The organism is Oceanisphaera sp. (genome assembly GCF_048268965.1).
In the GTDB taxonomy this organism is placed as follows: Bacteria; Pseudomonadota; Gammaproteobacteria; order Enterobacterales; family Aeromonadaceae; genus Oceanimonas.
The window spans coordinates 42,387-64,994 of the sequence record NZ_JBLWUK010000011.1 but is presented as its reverse complement, the minus strand read 5'-3'; the positions used below and the strand labels follow the sequence as shown (position 1 = coordinate 64,994).

Here is a 22,608-nt window from a genome sequence, read left to right as displayed (position 1 = left end):
ATGGCAAGTAACTTTGCCCTGATTCTCGTGCTGGTCACTCTGGTGACCGGCATTATCTGGGCCTGTGACAAATGGTTGTGGGCACCCGCCCGGGCGCGCAAGATTGCCGAAGCACAGCGTGCTCATGGCAACAAGGTCGATGCCGCCGTGGTGGCCCGTGCCGCCAAGGTGCCTGGCTGGATTGAGCAGTCACGCTCCATCTTTCCGGTGATCGCCGTGGTCTTGATACTGCGCTCTTTTATTTACGAGCCGTTTCAGATCCCGTCCGGATCCATGATGCCGACCTTGCTGGTAGGGGATTTCATTCTGGTAGAAAAATTTGCCTATGGACTGAAAGAACCGGTGGGCAATACCAGGCTGATTGCGACGGGAAAACCCGATCGGGGTGATGTGGTGGTATTCAAATACCCGGAAGATACCCGTATCGACTACATCAAGCGCGTTATCGGCCTGCCCGGCGATCGAATTGTCTATCAGAACAAGCAGCTGTTTATCAAACCCGCCTGTGAGGGAGACAACTGCCCCGACTTTGCTCCCGTTGAATTGAGCTTTATGCAAAAAGGTGAATTCACCCAGATGGGAAGTGAGCTGGAACGCTACCGTGAAAGCCTGGCCGAGCAGACGCATGATATCTTGCGCAACCCCATGTTACCGGACCGGGTGACCATGTATTACCGCCAGCCGGAGACGGCGCTAAACGAGTGGGTGGTGCCAGAGGGGCATTACTTTACGATGGGCGACAATAGAGACAACAGTACCGATAGCCGGTTCTGGGGGTTTGTGCCTGAAGAGTATCTGGTGGGCAAGGCAGTAGCTATCTGGATTAGCTTTGAATTTGAACGTAACGCCGACAGCTGGTTGCCTGCCTGGGTACCCAGTAATGTCCGCTTCAGCCGCATAGGCGCAATTCATTAATGAAAAAACTGAACATTTTACAAAAGAAACTGGGATACACATTTAAGGACGAATCCATGTTGGTGCGTGCACTCACGCACCGCAGTGCCGGTTCGCGCCATAACGAGCGACTGGAATTTCTGGGTGACTCGCTGCTGAGCATGGTGATAGCCGATGCGCTTTTTCACCGCTTTCCCAAGGTGAACGAAGGGGATATGTCTCGCATGCGCGCCACCCTGGTGCGGGAAAAGACCCTGGCCGAACTGGCTCGGGAATTTGAACTGGGTGAGTACCTTATTCTGGGCCCGGGAGAGCTGAAAAGTGGCGGCTTTCGGCGTGAGTCGATTCTGGCCGATGCGGTAGAGGCACTGATTGGTGCCGTGTATCTGGATGCCGGTATCGAGCGCATGCAAACCATGCTGTTGGCCTGGTACGAAGAGCGTCTGAATGGCATTCAGCCGGGCATAGAGCAAAAAGATCCCAAAACCCGGTTGCAGGAGTTGTTGCAAGGCAAGCGCAAGCCCCTGCCAACTTACACCGTAGTGAATGTGATCGGCGAAGCCCACAATCAAAAATTTACCGTGCATTGCCAGATTGATGGCCTGCCAGAACCGATTATTGGTCTCGGCACCAGCCGCCGCAAGGCCGAGCAATCTGCCGCCGAACATGCCCTGGAAGTATTGCTATGACAGCTGAAGAACAAACTTATTGTGGCTTTATAGCCATTGTTGGCCGCCCGAACGTCGGCAAATCGACCTTGCTTAACCAGTTGCTGGGGCAGAAGGTCAGTATTACCTCACGCAAGCCGCAAACCACCCGTCACCGCATCATGGGCATCGATACCGACGGCGCCTATCAGGCTATTTATGTGGACACCCCCGGGCTGCACATCGAAGAAAAGCGGGCCATCAACCGTTTGATGAACCGCGCCGCGTCCAGCTCGCTGGGCGATGTGGAAATGGTGGTGTTCATGGTGGAAGGCACCAAGTGGACAGACGACGACGAAATGGTGTTGAACAAGCTGCGCCGCATGGACTGCCCCGTGGTGTTGGCGATCAATAAAATTGACAACGTTGACAGCAAAGAAGAGCTGTTGCCGCACATGCAGTGGCTGGCTGCCAAGATGGACTTTGCCGACATAGTGCCGGTGTCGGCAGAAAAGGGCACCAACGTGGACACCATTGCCAAGTTGGCCCGCTCGCGCCTGAGACCATCATTGCACCACTTTCCCGAAGACTATATCACCGACCGTTCGTCGCGTTTTATGGCCGCCGAAATAATCCGTGAAAAGCTGATGCGTTTTATGGGTGAAGAGTTGCCTTATTCGGTCACGGTAGAAATTGAACGCTACCAGGTGGACGAAAAAGGGGTGGTGCACATTAACGGCCTGATACTGGTTGAACGCAGCGGCCAGAAGCGTATGGTGATCGGTAACAAAGGCGAAAAGCTGAAAGTGATCGGTACCGAGTCGCGACTGGATCTGGAGCAGCTGCTCGAACAAAAGGTGTTTCTCGAGTTGTGGGTCAAGGTCAAATCGGGCTGGGCCGATGACGAACGAGCCCTGCGCAGCCTGGGGTATGGTGAAGACTGATGACGGCGCACGCCGCCTTCGTTATTCACAGTCGTCCCTATCGAGAAACCAGCCAGCTGGTGGAGGTATTTACTCGGGAACAGGGACGACAGAGCCTGGTTGCCAAGGGAAGCCGCCAACCACGCTCCCCGCTTAAAGGGCTGTTACAGCCCTTTGTGCCCCTGGCCCTCACCTTTGCCGGCAAGGGCGAGCTAAAAAACCTGCACCGAGCCGAGGCCACGGCACCCGCGATTCGCCTGACGGGCACGGCTCTGTACAGCGGCCTGTATCTCAACGAACTTATTTACTATCTGCTGGAAACCCACACCCCTTTTGACGAGGTGTTTGAGGCCTATCACAAGACGCTGATAAATCTGGCCAATGGCGAAGGAATTGAACCCTGCCTGCGTCATTTCGAGTTTTATATGTTAGATATACTGGGCTACGGCGTGGATTTTACTATTGATGCCGACAGTGGACTGGCCGTTGACCCTGCGGCCTGGTATCAGTATCAGCCGGAGTCCGGTTTTATTCGTCTTGCCCGGGCCGAGCCGGGCGCCTATGCGGGGGATCACCTGTATGCGCTGGCGGAACTCGATTTAACCCGAGCCGAGGTATTGGTATCGGCAAAACGTTTCAGTCGCCAGGCATTGGCGCCTTATTTAGGCGGACGGGTTTTGCGCAGTCGCGCCCTGTTTATCAAAGGAAAGAGAGGAAGTCGCAGTGAGTGAATTATATTTAGGCGTAAATATCGATCATATTGCCACTTTGCGTAATGCCAGAGGTACCAGCTACCCGGATCCCGTGTATGCGGCGGCCATTGCCGAACAGGCCGGCGCCGACGGCATTACCGTGCATCTGCGTGAAGACCGTCGCCATATCGTCGACAGAGATATCGAGATATTGAGTCAGACCATTCAAACCCGCATGAACCTCGAGATGGCGGTGACCGATGAAATGCTCGACATTGCCTGCCGTATCAAGCCGGCGTTTGTGTGTCTGGTGCCGGAAAAGCGTGAAGAAGTCACTACCGAGGGTGGTCTGGATGTGGCCGGGCAGCTCGACAAGGTGGGCGCGGCTGTGGCTCGTTTGACCGAGGCGGGGATCAAGGTGTCTTTGTTTATTGACGCCGACCGCGCGCAAATTGATGCGGCAGTGGCTACCGGTGCCCCTTATATCGAAATACACACCGGCCATTATGCCAATGCAGTCGACGAAGCCGAGCGTTGCGCCGAGCTGAAGCGCATTGCGGCGTCGGCAACCTATGCCCACGACGCCGGCCTGAAGGTGAATGGTGGCCATGGCCTGCATTACCATAACGTGAAGCCGATTGCCGCCATCCCCGAGATGCTGGAACTGAACATCGGCCATGCCATTATCGCCAGAGCAGCCTTCGACGGTCTGGAAAACGCCATCCGCGATATGAAACGCCTGATGAATGAAGCCCGACAAGGCATTTGATCGTGAGGTGTGAGGCGTGAGGAGCTAGCTGTAAAAGCGCACTGCCGAGCACCAAGCTAACAGAAAACGCCGAGCCAACAGGCTCGGCGTTTTCGTGCCCGGTGTATTTCTATGGCGCCTTACGCCTTACGCCTTACGCCTTACGCCTTACGCCTTACGCCTTACGCCTTACGCCTCACGCCTCACGCCTCACCCCTTACCCCTCACGCTTTATAAATACAGCTTCGCTTCTTCTCGTACCTGACCAATGCGCTCTTCCAGCTCCAGCAGCTCGGGCTCCAGATCCTCTATGGTCTGCTTGGCCAGCAGGGCTTTTTCCAGCTCTGCTAGCAGAGACTGCAACTGGGGAGCGCCGCAATAGGCGGTGCCGCCATGCAGCTTGTGCAAGGGCGGATACAGCTGCTGCTCGTCCAGGTTGCCCGACAGGGCGGAATTGAGCAGCGGGCTGAACTCGTCGAAGCTCTGTAACAGCAGCTCGAGCATCTCCTTGGCCAGGGTCACTTTGCCACCCGCCTGGCGGATGGCCAGTGACCAGTCGATTTGCCCCTTGGGCTGGGAGCGGTGGGCGAAGCGTTTGATGATGTTGGCCAAAATGGTTTCATCTATGGGCTTGGCCAGGTAATCATCCATTCCCTGATGCATCAAGCGGTCGCGCTCTCCCTGAATGGCATGGGCCGTGACGGCCACTATGGGGGTGCTGGCGTTAGGCCCCTTGCCGGCGCGAATTTCCTGGGAGGCCTGAATACCGTCGAGCAGGGGCATCTGTATATCCATAAAGATGATGTCGTAGCGGTTCAGGGTGGCCAGGTTCAGCGCCTCCTGACCATTGGAGCAGGTTTCTACCTGGCTGACCTGCTCATTGAGCATGGCGCTAATCAGCTTCAGGTTGGCGGGGTTGTCATCCACGGCCAGCACCCGCAAAGCCTGTTTCTGGGCCGGAGGGGCCAGGGTGATCTGCAACAGCCCTTCATGCTCGACAAGGTCCTGTCCCATCAGCGCCTGGGCCAGCTTCTGATAATGAACCGGCTTGCTCAGGCACAGCTCGGCGCCGGCATTCACCAGCCCGTCTGCCAGCGTCGGATCGGTTGAGCTGAGCAACACCATGACCTTGCGGTCTTGCGCTATTTGCTGGCGAATGGCGTCTTCTATCTGGCTGGGCAGCGCATTGGGGCCAAACCCCAGCAGGGTACAGTCGATGCCGAGGTTGCTACCGGGCTCGTGCAGCACCTGGACCCCCCATTCCCGCAGCAGGGCGGTGGTGGCGCGGCGGCTGAAGTTGTCTTCTTCGAGGTAGAGTACGGTTTTATGACTAAGCTCGCCCAGGGGCAGGGGCTCGGCCAGGGGCAGCGAGGCGCGGTTAAGCTCCAGGGTAAAGCTGAACACGGAGCCGGTACCCAGCTCGGAGTGCAGTTCAATATCACCGGCCATCTGGTGCACCAGCTTCTGAGTGATCACCAGCCCCAGGCCGGTACCGCCGTAGCGACGGGAAATGCTGGAGTCGGCCTGATTGAATGCCTGAAACAGCTGGCGGCGCTGGCTGTCGGAAATACCGATGCCGGTATCCTGCACATGGATGCGCAGCGCGGCCTTGTCGGGCTGCCTTGCGGGGCGAGCATCCACGCGGACGTCCACGTTGCCCTGTTCGGTAAACTTGACGGCGTTGCCCACCAGGTTGGTCAGTACCTGTTGCAGCCGCAAGGGGTCGCCAATCAGGCTGTCATGAACGGCGGCATCGACCCGCAGCGAGAGCTCCAGGCCCTTGTCGTGAGCGCTGGGAGCGAGCAGCGTCATCACCTCCTGCAGGGTATCCCGTAGCGAAAAGGGAATTTGCTCCATTTTCAGCTTGCCCGCTTCCAGTTTGGAGAAGTCGAGAATATCGTTGATGATGCCCAGCAGGTTCTGGGCCGATCGTTCAATGGTTTTCAGATAGTCGAGCTGGTTGGAGGTAAGCCGCGTCTTTTGCAGCTGGCGGGCAAAGCCAATCACGCCATTGAGCGGGGTGCGCAGCTCGTGGGACATATTGGCCAGAAACTCGGTTTTGACCCGGGCCGCTTCCTGGGCGCGTTTTTTCGCCATGTCCAGCTCGATATTCTGAATTTCGATCTGCTCCAGGGTTTCTCGCAGATCCGAGGTCGCCTGATCGATATTCTGCTGCATTTCCTCATGGTATTCGGACAGCGACTTGGCCATGGCATTGATGCCGTTTTTCAGCATTTCCATTTCGCCGGTAAACTCGCCGTGTACTCGGGTGTCGAGCCGGCCTTCGCGAATCTTGTAGACGGCGCTCACCATGTCGGAGATGGGTTGCGAGACGCCGCGGATCAGCCTGACACCAAACAGGCCGCTCAGGCCCACCCCCAGCAACACGATCAGACCGGCAAAAAAGCTGTCTTTATAATGGATCAGCATGGCCGAGTCGTTGGTCAGCTGCATGGCAATATAGCCGATGGGAATGGTCGATACCTCTTCCCAGGAAGAGTCGGTTTGAATATTGTCGGTCAGTACCGGCGTACGCAGAATAATACCGTCTTCACTGTTGGCGACCCGCGTCGAATGGGGAATCGGGGTGTCATCGGGCAAGCGCAGGCGGTTAAAGTCGCGATGATAGTTTGAGGTCACCAGCAGCCTGCCCTGATCATCAAACAGGGCGATGGATTTGACCAAGGGGCTGTTATTGCGATGGATATTACTCAGCAGACGGTTGAGGGATTCGCGGTTGCGGCTGGTCAACGCCAGCTCGCTGGCCAGTGCCATAGGCTCGATCACGTTGACGCCTTGACGGATCAGGGCTTCTTCCAACTGCTGATAGCGGCTCACGGAGAAATAACCGGCCAGAAATATGCCAATGAGCAAGGTGGGTATTATGGTATAAGCGAGTATTCTGGCTCGCAGGCCGTATTTGGTCATAGTGGGCTAATGTGGGACAATACGCGCATCAAATCAACAGATGCTTATGATGACATAGCCGCTTCGAGGGCTCCACGTTTATGGTTCAGTTCTTTAAGGAAAACAAGTCCAAACCTCAGAACCAGCCGTTGTTGGACGTGACTGTTGTCGACTTGAATATGCTGGGAGTCGGCATAGCGCGCCATCAGGGGCGGCCGCTGTTTGTGGCCGGCGCCCTGAAAGGCGAACGGGTTCGGGTGCGACTGCAGGTACAAAACAACAAATACCAGACTGCCAGTCTGGTCAAGGTGCTGACACCCTCCCCAACGCGGCTGAAGCCCTTTTGCCGCTACAGTGCCGAGTGCGGGGGCTGCTCGCTGCAGCACATGCCGGTCGATGAGCAGCGTGCCGTAAAAGCCGAGGCGGTGAGGCGGCTGTTTTCCCGGCAGGGCATTGAACCGCTGCCCGAGCTGGAGTGGCTGGAACAGACTCAGGACCAAGGCTACAGACGCGTGGCGCGACTGGCCATTCGACTGCAGGGCAAGGGGGTGGCGTTGGGCTTTCGGCGCAGCCAGTCCCATCAACTCGTTGAAATTGAACACTGTGGTGTCTTGCGCCCTGTGTTGTCGGCGCTGATCACGCCGTTGCGCCAGTTATTGAACCAGCTGAAAGCCATAAAACAGTTGGGTCACCTCGAGCTTTATGATGCAGCCGAAGGGGTCGCCTTGCTGCTGCGTCATACCGGTACGCTGTCGCCGCGGGATCTGGAATTGCTGTTGTCGTTTGCGCAAAGCAGACATGTGGCGCTGTTTTTACAGGATGATACTGGCCGCCGACCTTTACATGTTCCCTTTTCACTTTATTATCAGATAGATAATATAAAGCTGTCTTTCACGCCCGGCGACTTCATTCAAATTAACGCCGCCCTGAATACGCAAATGGTCAAGCAGGCACAGGCCTGGCTGGCTCCCGAGCCCACACAGCCGATACTGGATCTGTTTTGTGGCATCGGTAACTTCTCCTTGCCGCTGGCGGCGGCGGGCCACCCGGTGATTGGGGTAGAGGGTGTGATGGAAATGGTTGAGCAGGCACGAGGAAACGCCGAAGATAACGGTCTGACCCAGGCCTCTTTTTACCGGGCCGACCTGGCGGCAGACTTTACGCAGGAGCCTTGGGCGCTGCAGGGGTTTGAGCGGGTGTTGCTGGACCCGGGCCGGGCGGGTGCCGAGCTGGTGATGCCTTATTTATGCCAGATGGCGCCCCAGCGCTTACTGTATGTGTCGTGCAATCCCGTCACCCTGGCACGAGACAGTCAGATGCTGCTGGCCGCGGGATACCAGCTGCAGCGGCTTTGTTTGATTGATATGTTTCCCCATACGGCGCATTGCGAAGCAATGGCCTTGTTTGAACTCAGCTAAGGGGTCGTTATGGTTGCAGTACGCAATACTCATCTCACCGTTAACTTCAGCCTGAATGAATGGGCGAGCAGCCTGCCGTTTTCGGCAGACGAGCAGGAACAACTGAAAGCGCTTTATGAGTATTGCCTGCAACTCAAGGTTCCGGTGGAGGCTCTGCCGAGACTGCAGGCGCAAGGGATTGAAATGGTGGGTATTCTGCTGACCCTGAGCATGGATATCGACACCATAAAAGCCGCCTTGCTGTACCCTTTTCTTGAAAGCAGGCACCTGACTCTGGAGCAGGTTGGCAGCGACTTTGGCAGTACCATCAGTCGCCTGCTGCAGGGGGTGGCCGACATGGACGCCATTCGTTCGTTGCAGCATGTGCACGGCGATACCGACTCGGAAGTTCAGGTCGATCGGGTGCGCCGCATGTTGATGGCCATGGTGGAAGATGTGCGCGCCGTGGTGATCAAGCTGGCCGAGCGCATCACCTGCCTGCGTGAAGTCAAAGACACAGACGAAGAAACCCGGGTGCTGGTGGCCAAGGAAATTGCCAATATTTATGCGCCGCTGGCAAACCGACTGGGTATTGGGCAGTTGAAGTGGGAGCTGGAAGATCTCTCGTTTCGCTACCTGCACCCGGATACCTACAAGCGGATTGCCAGGCTGTTGCACGAAAAGCGCCTGGCCCGCGAAGCTTATATCGATGAGTTTGTGCAAGGCTTGAAAGCGTCGCTTGCCGAGGCGGGCGTGACCGCCGAAGTCTATGGCCGACCCAAGCATATCTACAGCATCTGGCGAAAAATGCAGAAGAAAAATCTGGATTTTGACGAGCTGTTCGATGTGCGGGCGGTGCGTGTCGTGACCCAGCACCTGCAAGACTGTTACGGTGCCCTGGGCGTGGTACATACTCAGTGGCGGCATATTCCCCGGGAGTTTGATGATTACGTCGCCAACCCCAAACCCAATGGCTACCAGTCGATTCATACCGTGGTCATTGGTCCTGAAGGCAAGACGGTGGAAATTCAGATCCGTACCGAACAAATGCATCAGGATGCAGAGCTGGGGGTGGCTGCTCACTGGAAATACAAGGAAGGCAGCAGCGGCGGCAGCAAGCAAAGTGGCTTCGAGGATAAAATTGCCTGGTTGAGAAAGCTGTTGGCCTGGCAGGAAGACATGGCCGAAAGTGGCTCTCTGGTGGATGAACTGCGCAGCCAGGTATTCGAAGACAGAGTCTATGTGTTCACTCCCAAGGGGGAAGTGGTCGATATGCCGCTGGGCGCCACGCCGCTCGACTTTGCCTACTACATTCACAGCCAGGTTGGCCATCGCTGCATCGGTGCCAAAATCGACAGCCGCATCGTTCCTTTCACCTATCAGCTGCAAACCGGCGATCAGGTGGAAATCATCACCCAGAAGCAGCCCAATCCCAGTCGCGACTGGATGAATCCGAACCAGGGCTTTTTGCGTACCAGCCGGGCGCGCTCCAAGGTGGCCACCTGGTTCAAGAAGCAGGATCGGGATAAAAATATTCTTGCCGGGCGAGAAGTACTGGAAAAAGAGCTGGAACGACTGGGGCTGAGTTTTTCCCTGCTCAACAAGTCGGTGCTGGAGCGCTTTAACGTGGCGCACCTTGACGACTTGCTGGCGGGCATAGGTGGCGGTGATTTGCGTATTAATCAGCTGCTTAACTTTTTGCAGGCGCAGCATAAAAAGCCCACCAGCGCCGAAGAAGATGAAGCGGTACTGCGCCAGCTGGCGCTCAAGGCTGCCAGAAAAGCACCGGATACCAAGTCTAAAGACCATGTGGTGGTGCAAGGGGTCGGCAACTTGCTGACCAGCATAGCCCGTTGCTGCCAGCCCATCCCCGGTGATGAAATCGTCGGTTTTATTACCCAGGGGCGGGGCATTTCGATTCATCGCAACGACTGTGAGCAATTAAAGGAGTTGCAGAGCCAGCATCCGGAGCGGGTGGTGGACGCGGTGTGGGGTGAAAATAATGCCGGCGGCTATCAGTTGACCTTGCGCGTGGTGGCCAACGATCGCTCGGGCCTGCTGCGAGACATCACCACCATTCTGGCCAACGAAAAGATCAATGTGACCGAGTTCAGCAGCCGGGCCAACCGCAAGCAGCAAACGGCCACCATGGATATGGAGCTGAAAATTTACAATATCGATACCCTCAGCCGCGCCCTGGCCAAAATCAGCCAGCTGCCGGATATCATAGAAGCCAAGCGGCTGTAGTACGCAAGGTGAGGCGTGAGACGTAAGTCGTCAGGGGGAGCCCCCCACGCCTCACCCCTTGCGTCTCCCTCCTCACATTTCTTCGTATCAGGAATTCAGCCATGAAGCAGGAACATTACTCACTGGACGACTTGCTTGCCATTATGGCGGCGTTAAGAGACCCGGAGCAGGGCTGTCCCTGGGATAAAAAGCAGAACTTTGCCAGCATAGTGCCGCACACCCTGGAGGAGGCCTATGAAGTCGCCGACACCATAGACAGAGGGGCGCTGCACGAGTTGCCTGCGGAGTTGGGTGACCTGCTGTTTCAAGTGGTGTTTTATGCCCAGCTGGGCAAAGAGCAGGCGCAATTTGATTTCAATGACGTCGTGCAGGCCATCAGCGAGAAGCTGGTGCGACGCCATCCCCATGTGTTTGGCGAAGCGGCATTGCACAGCGAAGCCCAAATCAAGGCCAATTGGGAAGCAACCAAGGCACAAGAGCGCCGGGCCCTTGATGCCAGCGCCACCAGCGTGCTGGATGATATTCCCCGTAACTTGCCGGCCCTGAGCCGTGCCAACAAAATACAAAAGCGCTGTTCAGCCGTCGGGTTTGACTGGCGCGAACTGCCGCCGGTGATCGACAAGATCCATGAAGAGCTGGACGAAGTCATGGCCGAGCTGGAGGAGGCCGAGCAGGATCAGGAGCGTATTGCCGATGAGTTGGGCGATGTGTTGTTTGCCTGTGTCAACCTGGTGCGCCATCTCAAGCAGGATCCCGAGGCGGTGCTGCGCCGCGCCAACGATAAGTTCGAACGCCGCTTTCGGGCGGTAGAGCAGGCGTTGCACGGCGATGGCAAAGACAGTCGCGCCTGCACGCTGGACGAACTCGACGGCTACTGGCGTCAGGCCAAAATAGAGCAAGGCTAGAACAAGGTGAAGTGTAAAGGGTAAGGGGTAAGGGGTAAGGGGTGAGGGGTAAGGGGTGAGGCGTGAGGGGAACACACTAAAAACACTATGTTGCGCCTCAGGCCTTACCTTTCACTTATCAATCGGCTCAATATTTAACGTGCCCTGCCGATACCCAGTGCAGGAGGAGCGCCCATGAAAGGTCGATACGGATTATTGCTGCTGTGCTTGAGTCTGCCGATGCTGGCCGTCGGACAGACGTCAGCCGCAGTTAAAGGAGCCCCGACTGCGTCACAGCCGTCGCCCGAGAGTGATGAGCTGCGCGCCATCCCCTTGTATGAAGAGCATGAGCTGATCGAGTGGATTAATGGCAATCGCCACCTGCAGCGGGTGCGTGACAGGGATAATTGTCAGCTGGTACAGGATATAGAGGCCAGGGCCGAGGTATTGCGCCTGCCGGCTTACCAGTTTTTGTGGGGCGACATGCTGGCGTGGGGTGTGTGTGTCCCCCAGCAGCCCCGCCGGGGACTGGAGATGATGTGGAAAGCGGCAAACCAGGGCTTGCCAGCGGCGCTGGAGCAGCTGGGCCGTTACTATTATCAAGGCACCCTGGTACAGAAAAACCGGGAGCGGGCGGCGCCCCTGATGCAGGAAGCGGCCAGCCTGGGGCTGGAAAAGGCGCAGCTGACCTGGGTCAACTGGTTGTTGCAGGGCACCGGCAGCCCACTCGATTACCCCCAAGCTTACTTATGGCTTAAAAAAATGGTGATTGCCGATAAAAAACAGTACCAGGAGGTGCAGCGGCTCAGCGCTGCCCTGGCGGCAAGAATGCCGGCGCACAAGGTAAAAGAGTTGAATAATCGGCTGTTGTTTTAAGCTAAGGATGAACAGGCCCCCAGTGTTGGGTGCTGTTAGGTGCAGTTCAGTCAGGCGAATAGCGAGTGATAAGTCAGGCGGTTTACCACCGCAGTTGGCGGCTATATTGACATTTAATGTCACACATCAAGGTACGAATGTGTATTATATATGTGTGTTTTGCCTATTCAGGATATGCCAACATGAAGTTGACTACCTATACCGATTTCGGTCTGAGAACCTTGATGTATCTGGCGACCTTGCCCGAAGGTGAGCTAACGTCTGTGGCTCATGTGTCCGAGGTTTACCAGATATCGCGTAATCATCTGGTCAAGGTGGTGAATCAGCTGGCGCGAGAAGGTTATATTCGCGCGGTGCGTGGCAAGAATGGCGGTATCTGTCTGGCGCGGCCCCAGGCCGACATTAACGTGGGCCAGGTGATCCGCTCGCTTGAAAATAACCTCAACGGCATCGACTGTGGCAGCCCTGCCTGTTACCTGGTGCGGGTGTGTCGGCTGAAAGATGCACTGAAGCTGGCCATGGAGGCCTTCCTGCAGGTGATGGACGGCTATACACTGGCAGATCTCACCGACAACCGGGACGAGCTGATGGTCATCTTCAGCGAGCTGGAGCCCGCAAAAGTCGTCAACCTGAAATAACGCCATAAGACTAAAACAAGCCATAAGCCATAAGCCGTCAGCTGTCAGAAAAACGGCACCTAGCCCTGCGTTGCTGGGTGTTTTGCATTTGATCTGAACTGACAGCTTCTAGCTTACCGCTTACGGCTTGACCAGATAGCTTACCGCTTTGTTTTATCGTTATTGAAAATAATGCGGCAACACTCTGACCAGCTTGACCATGTTGTTTTCCACTTCCAGAATTTCAATCGGATAACCGGCGACGCGCAAGCAGATATTGGCTTCGGGAATGTCTTCCAGATACTCCAGTATTACGCCATTGAGCGAGCGAGGCCCATCACTGGGTAGCTGCCAGCCCAGTTCTTTATTGATATCGCGAATACTGGCCGAACCTTCTACCAGATAAGTGCCGTCCGCCTGGGGTTTGATTTCTTCACTCAGGGTCGGGCTGATGGTGGTGGTAAAGTCCCCGACAATTTCTTCCAGAATATCATCCAGGGTGACCAGACCCTGAATATCCCCGTACTCATCCACGATAAGACCGATACGCTCCTTGTTACGCTGAAATTTCACCAGCTGTACGTTAAGGGGCGTGGCTTCGGGAATATAGTAGAGCTCGCGCAGGGCGCGCATCAGGTTGGACTTGCTGAATTCGTCCTTGGCCAGCAGACGCAGGGCGTCGCGAGCGTGAATAAAGCCCAGGGCATCATCTATGGTATCCCGGTACAGCAAGACCTTGGTATGGGGGCTCTGCATCAGGCGACGACTGATGGTTTTCCAGTCCTGGGTGATATCGATGCCGTAGATTTCGTTACGGGGCACCATGATGTCATCGACGGTCACTTTCTCCAGATCCAGAATCGACACCAGCATGTCCTGGTGACGACGGGGGATCAGGGCGCCGGCCTCATTCACTATGGTGCGCAGCTCTTCCGAGCTGATGGCATTGTCATCCGGGCCGTTGGGGTTGATGCGAAACAGGCTCAACAGGCCATTGGAAATGGCATTAATCATCCAGACTGCCGGATACAGCAGCACCATCAAGGGCTTGAGCAGTAACGAGGCCGGAAAGGCCACCCGTTCCGGGTAGAGGGCGGCCAGGGTCTTGGGCGTTACTTCTGCAAAAATAAGCACCACGACCGTCAAGGCAACCGTGGCAATGGCCACGCCATAATCGCCAAACAGGCGGATGGCGAGCAGGGTGGCAATGGCCGACGCCAGAATGTTGACCAGGTTGTTGCCGATCAGGATCAGGCCGATCAGCCGATCGGGCCGAGCCAGCAGCTTTTCAACCCTGAGGGCTGACTTGTGGTTGTTTTGCGCCATGTGCCGTAACCGGTAACGGTTCAACGACATCATGCCGGTTTCCGAACTGGAAAAAAAAGCAGATACAAAGAGTAAGGCTATCAGGATACCGCCGAGGGTACCCGTGGATATTTCGTCCAAGCAGACCGTCCTGTGTCATAAAACTAATCAATTACTAAGGTGTTGCTCTCGTGCTGTCAAGTCGTTAACCCAACAGCACCTCACGTACGAAACGGCTGCCAAAGTAGGCCAGAGTCAACAGCAGGCTGCCAACCACGCTGCTCCAGATGACCTTGCGGCCTCGCCAGCCAAGGCGGTGGTGTCCCCAGAGTAAACCTACATACACACACCAGGCAAGAATGGTAAGAATGGCCTTGTGGGCTTTGCCGGGGCCGAACATATCCTGCAGGAAGAACAGACCGCTGGAGATGGACAGGGTCAGCAGTATCACACCGGCAAAGATAAGCCGGAACAAGTAGCGCTCTATGGTCATCAGGGGCGGCATGGCCGGCAGGTTGGACAATTTGTGTGCTTTCAGGCGGTTATTGAGAAAACCCAGCAAAATGGCCAGCAAGGAGGCAATGACCAGCAGAGAATAAGACATGAGTCCCAGGCCGATGTGCAGTAGCACTTCGGGCCGGGTTTCCAGGTGCATACTATAGTAGCCGGGCAGCAGTACATCCGCCGCCAGCAAGGTGCCGGCAAAGCCATATACCAGTGGCATCAGTAACCAGATTTTGAAACGGGTCACCAGCAGTGTCATCAGCACACAGATAATCAGGCTGACCAGGGACGCCACATTCAGCATGCTCAGGTTCTGTCCGGGAACCAGTACGACGGTGTCGAATAACCAGAGGCCGTGCAGCAGCATGGCGCACAGCGCAGCCATCAGGCTATAGCGGCGCCGCTCGTTTCGGGGGTTGAGCATGTTATGCACACAGGCGAAGGCCGCCAACAGATAAAATGCCATCGCCAAAACAGCAAGCAATTCCATAATGAATTTAAGCCATTAACCGGTGAAATTAGAAGAATTGTCAGTATACCCTTAACACAAAGCATATCGCCAGCCAGCCTGCTTAAGTTCGGCGGATAACTTGGGTATACTAGAAGCAATTATCGCCAACTGCGGGCTACATCATGTTTGAAAATCTTACCGAAAGGCTGTCACGCACCCTGAAGAATATCAGTGGCCGCGGTCGTCTAACCGAAGACAATATCAAAGAAACCCTGCGTGAAGTGCGTATGGCATTGCTGGAAGCCGACGTTGCATTGCCGGTGGTACGTGAATTCGTGAACCGGGTAAAAGAACGGGCGGTGGGCCAGGAGGTTTCCAAGTCGTTAAGTCCGGGCCAGGCTTTCATTAAAATAGTGAATGCCGAGCTGGTCGCCGTCATGGGCGAGGCCAACGAGGAACTCAAGCTGTCGGTCACGCCGCCGGCGGTGATCCTGATGGCGGGTTTGCAAGGGGCGGGTAAAACCACCTCTGTGGGCAAGCTGGCCAAATACCTGAAAGAGCGCCACAAGAAAAAAGTACTGGTGGTGAGTGCCGACGTCTATCGTCCGGCGGCCATCAAGCAGCTGGAAACCCTGGCCGCCGATCTGGGGGTCGAATGCTTCCCCAGCAACATCGAGCAAAAGCCGGTAGAGATCGGCCGCAATGCGCTTGATTACGGGCGCAAGCAATTCTTCGATGTCTTGCTGGTGGATACCGCCGGGCGTTTGCACGTCGATGAAGAAATGATGGATGAAATCCAGCAGCTGCATCAGGCCATCGATCCGGTTGAAACCCTGTTTGTGGTTGATGCCATGACGGGGCAGGATGCGGCCAATACCGCCAAGGCCTTCAGTGAAGCGCTGCCGTTGACCGGTGTGATATTAACCAAGGCCGACGGTGATGCCCGTGGCGGTGCCGCGCTGTCGGTGCGTCATATTACTGGCAAGCCGATTAAATTTATCGGTATGGGCGAAAAAGTTGATGCGCTGGAGCCGTTCCATCCCGAGCGTATCGCGTCGCGTATTCTGGGCATGGGGGACATGCTGTCCCTGATCGACCAGATGGAGCGCTCGGTTGATAAAGACAAAGCCACCGAAATGGCGCAGAAGCTGAAAAAAGGCAAGGGCTTCGATCTGGAAGACTTTCGCGATCAGCTGGCGCAAATGCGCAACATGGGCGGCATGATGAGCCTGATGGATAAGTTGCCGGGCATGAGTCAGTTACCCGACAACGTGAAAGATCAGGTGAACGACAAGCTGACGGTACGCATGGAGGCCATTATCAGCTCCATGACACCCAAAGAGCGCCGTCATCCGGATTTAATCAAGGGCTCGCGCAAGCGCCGTATTGCCCTGGGTGCCGGCACCGAAGTGCAGGAAGTCAACAAGTTGCTCAAGCAATTTACCCAGATGCAGAAGATGATGAAAAAGATGTCTGGCAAGGGCGGCATGCGCAAGATGATGAGTCAGATGAAAGGCATGATGGGCCCGGGTGGTATGGGCGGCATGGGTGGCGGCGGTGGACGGGGCCCCTTCTAGGTGACTCGCCTGAAATACCACGGCTGCGGCGATGGCGTTCCTGGCCGGTAATGGGTCTCGACCCAAGCGGATGGACGTCCGAATATCGGTGGTGAGAAGATACCAATTTGGTTGCATTGTCATCGTATTGGAGTACAATTGCGCAGCTTATTTTAAGCCAAGGTTCGCACTGTCTGCGGACCTTGTTTGTTTCAGTATATAGAGGACGATATGGTAACCATTCGTTTACAACGTGGTGGCGCAAAAAAGCGTCCGTTCTACCAGGTAGTTGTTGCAGATAGCCGTTATGCTCGCGATGGCCGTTTCATCGAGAAAGTCGGTTTCTTCAACCCGATTGCTTCTGGCCAAGCAGAAAAACTGCGTTTGGACCTTGAGCGCATCAACCACTGGGTTGGCCAAGGCGCTACCGTTTCCGAGCGTGTAGCCAAATTGGTAAAAGACGCAGCCAAAGCAGCGGCTTAAGTCTTGTTAAAGGTAGGGAATTAAAGTGAGCGAACCTGTAGTTGTAGGCCAACTGGGCGCCGTTTACGGCATTAAAGGTTGGTTGAAGGTCAACTCCTTTACCGACCAACCAGAAGGCATTTTCGATTATCGGCCCTGGCTGATGAAAGACGGTAGCGGCTGGCGTGAAATACAGGTAACTGCATGGAAACGTCATGGCAAGGGTCTGATTTGCAAACTGATTGATATCGATCAGCGCGAACAGGCACAACTGCTTACCGGCACCGACATTGCGGTGAGTGCAGCGTCTTTTGCCGCATTACCCGAAAATGAATTCTACTGGCGCGATCTTATCGGTTGTCGGGTGAAGAACACCAAAGGTTATGATTTTGGCCTGGTGACTCAGCTGATGGAAACCGGTTCTAACGATGTGCTGGTAGTAAAAGCGAATGCCAACGATGCTTTTGGTCAACGCGAGCGGTTAATCCCCTTTGTGGATGATCAGGTAATAAAGTCTGTGAATATTGCAGACAGCATCATAGAAATTGATTGGGAACCGGATTTTTAACTCGGGTCACATTGCACGGAGAAAATCATGTGGATAGGGGTTGTTAGCCTCTTCCCGGAGATGTTCCGGGCAGTATCTGACTATGGAGTAACCGGGCGGGCCGTAAAAGATGGTCTGCTGACCTTTGAATGCTGGAATCCACGGGATTTCACCCGGGACAAACACCGCACTGTCGATGACAGGCCCTATGGGGGCGGACCCGGGATGCTGATGATGGTGCAGCCACTGCGTGATGCCATAGCGGCGGCGCGGCAAGCGGCGGGTGAGGGAGCTAAAGTGATTTATCTTTCTCCTCAGGGTCGCAAGCTGGATCAACAAGGCGTAACCGAACTGGTCACCAACAAGAAATTGATTTTGGTCGCCGGGCGGTATGAAGGTGTGGACGAGCGTGTTATTCAGGCCGATGTCGACGAAGAGTGGTCGGTCGGGGATTATGTGCTCAGTGGTGGTGAGTTGCCGGCCATGGTGCTGGTGGATGCGGTGGCCCGTTTGGTGCCTGGCGTCCTGGGTGACATGGCGAGTGCCGAGCAAGACTCCTTTACCGAAGGCTTGTTGGATCATCCTCACTACACGCGCCCTGAACAACTGGAGGGGATGGCCGTTCCCAAAGTGTTGTTGAGTGGCAACCACGCCGAAGTGGCCAGTTGGAGAATGCAGCAGTCGTTGGGTCGTACCTGGTTAAGAAGACCGGAACTCTTGAATAACCTAGCTCTGACTGACGTGCAAGAGCAGCTTCTTGCCCAATTCATTCGTGAACATCGCGAATCTGAACAGTAGAGTTTTCAGTTTACCCTAGGTAAGGAAATATCATGAGCAACATTATTAAGCAGCTTGAAGACGAACAATTGCGTACCGATATCCCTGAGTTCAGCCCAGGTGATACCGTACGTGTACAAGTACGCGTTGCCGAAGGCGGCAAAGAGCGTCTGCAGGCATACGAAGGCGTTGTTATCGCTATGCGTAACCGTGGCCTGCACTCTGCATTCACCGTACGTAAGATTTCCAACGGTGAAGGCGTTGAGCGTACTTTCCAGACTCACAGCCCGTTGATCGGCAGCGTAGAACTGAAGCGTCGTGGCGCCGTGCGTCGCTCTAAGCTTTACTATCTGCGTGATCGTGCCGGTAAGTCTGCTCGTATTAAAGAGCGTCTTACTCCGCGCGGCAGCAAGTAATAAGCCGACCGGTTGTGTCAAAAGGCCCGCATTTGCGGGCCTTTTTGTTATGTGCCGGTGAGAGTGATACCAAACTGAGTTAGTAACTGGTCTATTTAGCTGCTCTGGAAAGGCCGAACGAAGGGTCTACTCCACCGACACGCTGCAAGCACCTCCCTGTGGCGCTCAAACACATGACCTCCTTGTCATGTGATGGTCGGTGGAGTAGATCCCTTCATCCGCCCCCAGCTGCGGAGTTGCCTGTAGGTGCTATCTACAGACCACTCAGTGCTTGTGGAGAGGCAACAGAGTTCGGCTCCCACGACCGTGAAATGACAGGGATGTCATTTCCCGAGCCCCCAGGGATGGGTTTATGGCGTGTCGTGGGAGTTGACTCTGTTTCCTCTGGTACTCAGCTTTAAAATAGATCATGTTTTTACTTAGATTGGTATGAGGCGTGAGGTGTGAGGCGAACACAAAGCGGGAAGCCTGACGGGGTATGGCGGACGTACAAGGCAAACATCGCTCTTCTCTGTTAAAGGCGGGATCCCGATCTCCGTCAGGATGACGGCTTGGGTGTAAGATAGGTACCGAACCTGGTTCTTTACTGATAGCGTAAGGCGTACGGTGTGATACGCGTCACTTGGTGCTGAGATAAGGAGTTTGAATGCCTGTTACGGTATGGGGTCTGGCGGTGGCTCAGGCGTTATTGATGTCGGGTAATATTTTACTGGTTTCCATCTCTGCATTGGTGGGCCAAGAGCTGGCCGTGCATCCGGCGCTGATCACCTTGCCCATTGCCTGCCAGTTTATAGGCTTGATCACCGCCACCTTGCCGGCGGCACACCTGATGCAAAAGCTGGGGCGAAAAACGGGGTTCGTGCTGGGCAACCTGATTGGCCTGCTGGGCACCTGGGTGGCATTGCAGGGACTGGTTGACAGCAGCCTGGTTGTCTTTGCATTCGGCACCTTTCTCATTGGTATTGCCATTGGTGTGGGGCAGCAATATCGCTTTGCCGCCCTCGAAGCCTGTGCCGTGGACCAGCATTCGCGGGCCATCAGCATGGTGATGGCCGGTGGCGTGCTGGCCGCCATTATCGGCCCCAACCTGGCGATACTCTCCCAGGACTGGCATGCCGCCAGCCCGTATGCCGGGGCATTTTATGGCCTGTTTGCCCTGTACCTGCTGGCACTGTTATTAATCGTGCTGCTGCCCCTGCCCAAGCCTACTACCAGCCCTGTTCAGGCCAGGATCAGAAGCTATCACGAGTTGTTTCGCCAGCCTTTGCTGCTGGCAGCGGTGGCGTCGGGCATGATCGGTTATGGCATCATGGTGCTGATCATGACCGCGACGCCGCTGGCCATGAATCAGGATCAACACGACTTCAACGCCACCGCCTATGTGATCCAGTGGCATGTGCTGGGCATGTTTATCCCTTCCTTTTTTACCGGCAGCCTGATCCGGCGCTATACCACGCGCAGGGTGATTTTATGGGGCTGTGCCGCCTTGTTGTTCAGCGTGGCGGTTAACTTGTCCGGGCAGGGATTCTGGCATTATTGGTGGGGCTTGCTGCTGTTGGGCGTAGGCTGGAACTTTACCTTTATTGGCGCCACCCACTTACTGACCTTTAGTTATCAGCCAGCCGAAAAAGCCAAGGTGCAGGGCATCAACGAGTTTCTGGTGTTCACGGCGGCGGCCCTGGGCAGCCTGTTCGCCGGCCAGGGGCTGGTGATGCTGGGCTGGATATGGCTCAACCTGTTTGCGATTCCCTGGATCCTGGTGGTGGGCATGTTGATTTGGCGACTCAATGAACAAGCGCCAGGTACGGCGGTCAGCGAACAGCTATAAAAATCCCGTAAAGGGTGAGGGGGAAAGGGTTAAGTGAACCCCTCACCCCTCACAGCAGTTAAAGCATAAAATGCCGGGCCAGCAGGGCGGCGGTAAATTGCGTCTTCAGATAAAACCCCCGCGGCAGCGTCATGATCGGCTGCCCCTGGTCGCCAATGGCCTCGGTTAACGCGCGACTGTTGGCGGCCTTGGGCCGTAGCTGCAAGACCTGACCGTGCCGAGCACTGATGCTCTGTACCTGCCCCAGGCTGATCAGCTCCATGATCTCTTCCCAGTCCTGGCGTAGCAACTGCTCTTGTTCTGCGCTGGGCCGCCATAATAAAGGCTGGCCTATCATTCTGTGGCCCGGAGCCAGCTTGCGCTCGCCAATAATGGGTATCCACAGCACGCAGGATAACTTGTTGCGAACATTCGAGTCTTGCCAGCGCAGGCCGCTAATACCGGTGAGAGGGGCCACGCTCACAAAGGTGGTTTCCAGTGGCTTGCCCCGGTGATCGACCGGAATGGTTTTGAGCTCTACGCCGAGCTCGGGAAAGTCCTGCTCGGGCTTGGATCCGGCACTGGCACCTAAGGCCAGCTCCAGTAGCTGGCCGATCCAGCCCTTGTCACGTCTCAGGTTCGGCGGCGTGGCCACCGCCAGTCTGTCTGCCAGCTCACCCAATGACAAACCGGCCAGTTGTTCGGCACGATTCAGCAAGCTGTGAAGGGAAGCAGGATGATTGTTCGGGATGTTCAAAATATCATTATTCTCCAGCAGGCATGAGTACAGACCAGAGTGGCAGTAACTTGTGTAAGGTATTGATTATAAAGAGTTATAAGTTTGGCACGTTACTGGTGTTTTTATCATCGGCATCATATACCGGTTTTACCCGTCTATAAACAGGCTGTTCTACCTGCTTATCCACAGAATTTCTGGATAACGGGTGATAACAGCAACTTCACTATTTTAACCGCCATCAAATACGAATAAATGGCATTTTTTTCTTGCTCTGGGCGCTTTGTTTATCTTTGATTTGTGGATAACTTGATTGTGGTTGTTTTTTGTACAGTGGAACTTGCTAACAATGGAGTCATTTTTATACGGGCTGTGAAAAGATCCAGCAAGATCCTTTTTTGTGACTTTAAGTTGTTGATTATAAAGCGTTGTGTTTTTATTTCTAAGAGCACTTTACGGTGTCCTCACGAGTGATTATAAGATAAGATCTCAAGCTATACAGCCTTTATCACAAGCTTATCCACACAATTTGGGGGCAAGCGGAAGAGTAGGAATTCTTTTTCTGTTCATAACTATTGACAAAAACACAAGTTATTCAACATGGCTGTGCCGGTTCAGGCCAGCAGCTTCATTTGCCGGGAATAGGGGAATATGGAACAATCCTGTTTATGTTATTTTTTTAGTCTGGTGATTGCGTGATAGATGGTGACGGTTTTCGTCCCAATGTAGGCATAGTGCTCTGCAGTCGCAAAGGCCAGGTACTATGGGCCAGACGCTACGGGCAACATTCTTGGCAATTTCCCCAGGGGGGAGTGGACGACGGCGAAACACCGGAACAGTCCATGTACCGAGAGCTGTATGAAGAAATCGGGCTCAGGCCCGAGCATGTAACCTTGCTGGCGGTGACTCGTCATTGGCTGAAGTACAAGCTACCCAAGCGTTTGGTGCGCTGGGACAGTAACCCGGTTTGCATTGGGCAGAAGCAGAAGTGGTTCTTGCTGCGGCTGGAATCCGAAGATGAAGCACATATCGAGTTTGGCTGTCACGGTCAGCCCGAATTCGATGATTGGCGCTGGGTCAGCTATTGGTACCCGGTGCGACAGGTGGTTTCTTTCAAACGGGAAGTCTATCGACGAGTATTAAAAGAGTTTGCCCCCATTGTGATGGCAGAGCAGGGGCGACGAGACAGTCGAAAGCGGCACCGATAAGTACCCA

21 protein-coding genes are annotated in these 22,608 nt (G+C 55.1%); 17 read left to right on the top strand and 4 right to left on the bottom strand.

What is annotated here, in order from left to right; translation table 11 throughout:
- The 5 genes from lepB to pdxJ are packed head-to-tail and all read left to right on the top strand — an operon-like array spanning position 1 to position 3,925.
- Positions 1-915: a signal peptidase I gene (gene lepB, locus ACN0VL_RS07295; RefSeq protein WP_417615959.1), complete on the top strand. Its 915-nt coding sequence runs from the start codon at positions 1-3 to the stop codon at positions 913-915.
- Positions 915-1,583, top strand: a complete 669-nt coding sequence (gene rnc, locus ACN0VL_RS07290) for a ribonuclease III (protein WP_417615957.1) — start codon at positions 915-917, stop codon at positions 1,581-1,583. The genes lepB and rnc overlap by 1 nt, the downstream gene beginning before the upstream one ends.
- Complete coding sequence (gene era, locus ACN0VL_RS07285) at positions 1,580-2,485, top strand: GTPase Era (protein WP_417615955.1); 906 nt, start codon at positions 1,580-1,582, stop codon at positions 2,483-2,485. The genes rnc and era overlap by 4 nt, the downstream gene beginning before the upstream one ends.
- Positions 2,485-3,195 (top strand): DNA repair protein RecO, encoded by a 711-nt coding sequence (recO, locus tag ACN0VL_RS07280; protein ID WP_417615953.1) that lies wholly within the window; start codon positions 2,485-2,487, stop codon positions 3,193-3,195. The genes era and recO overlap by 1 nt, the downstream gene beginning before the upstream one ends.
- The gene (gene pdxJ / locus ACN0VL_RS07275; protein ID WP_417615951.1) at positions 3,188-3,925 is read left to right on the top strand and encodes a pyridoxine 5'-phosphate synthase; all 738 of its coding nucleotides are present in this window, start codon (positions 3,188-3,190) and stop codon (positions 3,923-3,925) included. The genes recO and pdxJ overlap by 8 nt, the downstream gene beginning before the upstream one ends.
- A gap of 210 nt (positions 3,926-4,135) precedes the next feature.
- On the opposite strand, the gene barA is transcribed toward pdxJ, so the two are convergent.
- A complete protein-coding gene (barA, locus tag ACN0VL_RS07270) occupies positions 4,136-6,832 on the bottom strand; it encodes a two-component sensor histidine kinase BarA (protein ID WP_417615949.1) in 2,697 nt (898 codons plus the stop codon).
- 80 nt (positions 6,833-6,912) lie between these two features.
- Here barA and rlmD point away from each other — a divergent pair, with 80 nt between their 5' ends.
- The 5 genes from rlmD to ACN0VL_RS07245 all read left to right on the top strand — a co-directional run bounded on the left by rlmD (position 6,913) and on the right by ACN0VL_RS07245 (position 12,853).
- Complete coding sequence (rlmD, locus tag ACN0VL_RS07265) at positions 6,913-8,229, top strand: 23S rRNA (uracil(1939)-C(5))-methyltransferase RlmD (RefSeq protein WP_417615947.1); 1,317 nt, start codon at positions 6,913-6,915, stop codon at positions 8,227-8,229.
- Between the two features lie 9 nt (positions 8,230-8,238).
- Positions 8,239-10,455 carry a GTP diphosphokinase gene (gene relA / locus ACN0VL_RS07260; protein ID WP_417615945.1) on the top strand — a complete coding sequence of 739 codons (2,217 nt, stop codon included), beginning with the start codon at positions 8,239-8,241 and terminating at the stop codon, positions 10,453-10,455.
- A 101-nt stretch (positions 10,456-10,556) separates the two neighbouring features.
- Positions 10,557-11,360: a nucleoside triphosphate pyrophosphohydrolase gene (mazG, locus tag ACN0VL_RS07255; protein ID WP_417615943.1), complete on the top strand. Its 804-nt coding sequence runs from the start codon at positions 10,557-10,559 to the stop codon at positions 11,358-11,360.
- Between the two features lie 219 nt (positions 11,361-11,579).
- The gene (locus tag ACN0VL_RS07250; protein WP_417616000.1) at positions 11,580-12,215 is read left to right on the top strand and encodes a tetratricopeptide repeat protein; all 636 of its coding nucleotides are present in this window, start codon (positions 11,580-11,582) and stop codon (positions 12,213-12,215) included.
- Between the two features lie 182 nt (positions 12,216-12,397).
- Positions 12,398-12,853, top strand: a complete 456-nt coding sequence (locus ACN0VL_RS07245) for an Rrf2 family transcriptional regulator (RefSeq protein WP_417615941.1) — start codon at positions 12,398-12,400, stop codon at positions 12,851-12,853.
- Positions 12,854-13,012: 159 nt separating this feature from the next.
- Here the strand turns inward: ACN0VL_RS07245 and ACN0VL_RS07240 are convergent, their stop codons facing one another.
- Together ACN0VL_RS07240 and ACN0VL_RS07235 are read right to left on the bottom strand one after the other, a co-directional pair.
- Positions 13,013-14,278 carry an HlyC/CorC family transporter gene (locus ACN0VL_RS07240; RefSeq protein WP_417615939.1) on the bottom strand — a complete coding sequence of 422 codons (1,266 nt, stop codon included), beginning with the start codon at positions 14,276-14,278 and terminating at the stop codon, positions 13,013-13,015.
- Between the two features lie 64 nt (positions 14,279-14,342).
- Positions 14,343-15,131, bottom strand: coding sequence for a cytochrome C assembly family protein (locus ACN0VL_RS07235; RefSeq protein WP_417615938.1), 789 nt, complete (start codon positions 15,129-15,131; stop codon positions 14,343-14,345).
- Between the two features lie 143 nt (positions 15,132-15,274).
- Between ACN0VL_RS07235 and ffh the strand changes: the two genes are divergently transcribed.
- From ffh to ACN0VL_RS07205, 6 genes are all read left to right on the top strand, one after another.
- Positions 15,275-16,669, top strand: a complete 1,395-nt coding sequence (ffh, locus tag ACN0VL_RS07230) for a signal recognition particle protein (RefSeq protein WP_417615936.1) — start codon at positions 15,275-15,277, stop codon at positions 16,667-16,669.
- A 210-nt stretch (positions 16,670-16,879) separates the two neighbouring features.
- Positions 16,880-17,131: a 30S ribosomal protein S16 gene (gene rpsP / locus ACN0VL_RS07225; RefSeq protein WP_188628620.1), complete on the top strand. Its 252-nt coding sequence runs from the start codon at positions 16,880-16,882 to the stop codon at positions 17,129-17,131.
- Between the two features lie 25 nt (positions 17,132-17,156).
- Positions 17,157-17,678: a ribosome maturation factor RimM gene (gene rimM, locus ACN0VL_RS07220; RefSeq protein ID WP_417615934.1), complete on the top strand. Its 522-nt coding sequence runs from the start codon at positions 17,157-17,159 to the stop codon at positions 17,676-17,678.
- Positions 17,679-17,705: 27 nt separating this feature from the next.
- Positions 17,706-18,455, top strand: a complete 750-nt coding sequence (gene trmD, locus ACN0VL_RS07215) for a tRNA (guanosine(37)-N1)-methyltransferase TrmD (protein ID WP_417615932.1) — start codon at positions 17,706-17,708, stop codon at positions 18,453-18,455.
- A gap of 32 nt (positions 18,456-18,487) precedes the next feature.
- Entirely contained in the window at positions 18,488-18,850 is a 363-nt protein-coding gene (rplS, locus tag ACN0VL_RS07210; protein WP_417615931.1) for a 50S ribosomal protein L19, read from the top strand.
- A gap of 646 nt (positions 18,851-19,496) precedes the next feature.
- Positions 19,497-20,678 carry an MFS transporter gene (locus ACN0VL_RS07205; protein WP_417615929.1) on the top strand — a complete coding sequence of 394 codons (1,182 nt, stop codon included), beginning with the start codon at positions 19,497-19,499 and terminating at the stop codon, positions 20,676-20,678.
- Positions 20,679-20,736: 58 nt separating this feature from the next.
- Here the strand turns inward: ACN0VL_RS07205 and mutH are convergent, their stop codons facing one another.
- Positions 20,737-21,408, bottom strand: a complete 672-nt coding sequence (gene mutH / locus ACN0VL_RS07200; protein ID WP_417615998.1) for a DNA mismatch repair endonuclease MutH — start codon at positions 21,406-21,408, stop codon at positions 20,737-20,739.
- Between the two features lie 680 nt (positions 21,409-22,088).
- Between mutH and rppH the strand changes: the two genes are divergently transcribed.
- Positions 22,089-22,601 (top strand): RNA pyrophosphohydrolase, encoded by a 513-nt coding sequence (gene rppH, locus ACN0VL_RS07195; RefSeq protein ID WP_417615927.1) that lies wholly within the window; start codon positions 22,089-22,091, stop codon positions 22,599-22,601.
- The last annotated feature ends 7 nt before the right edge of the window (positions 22,602-22,608 follow it).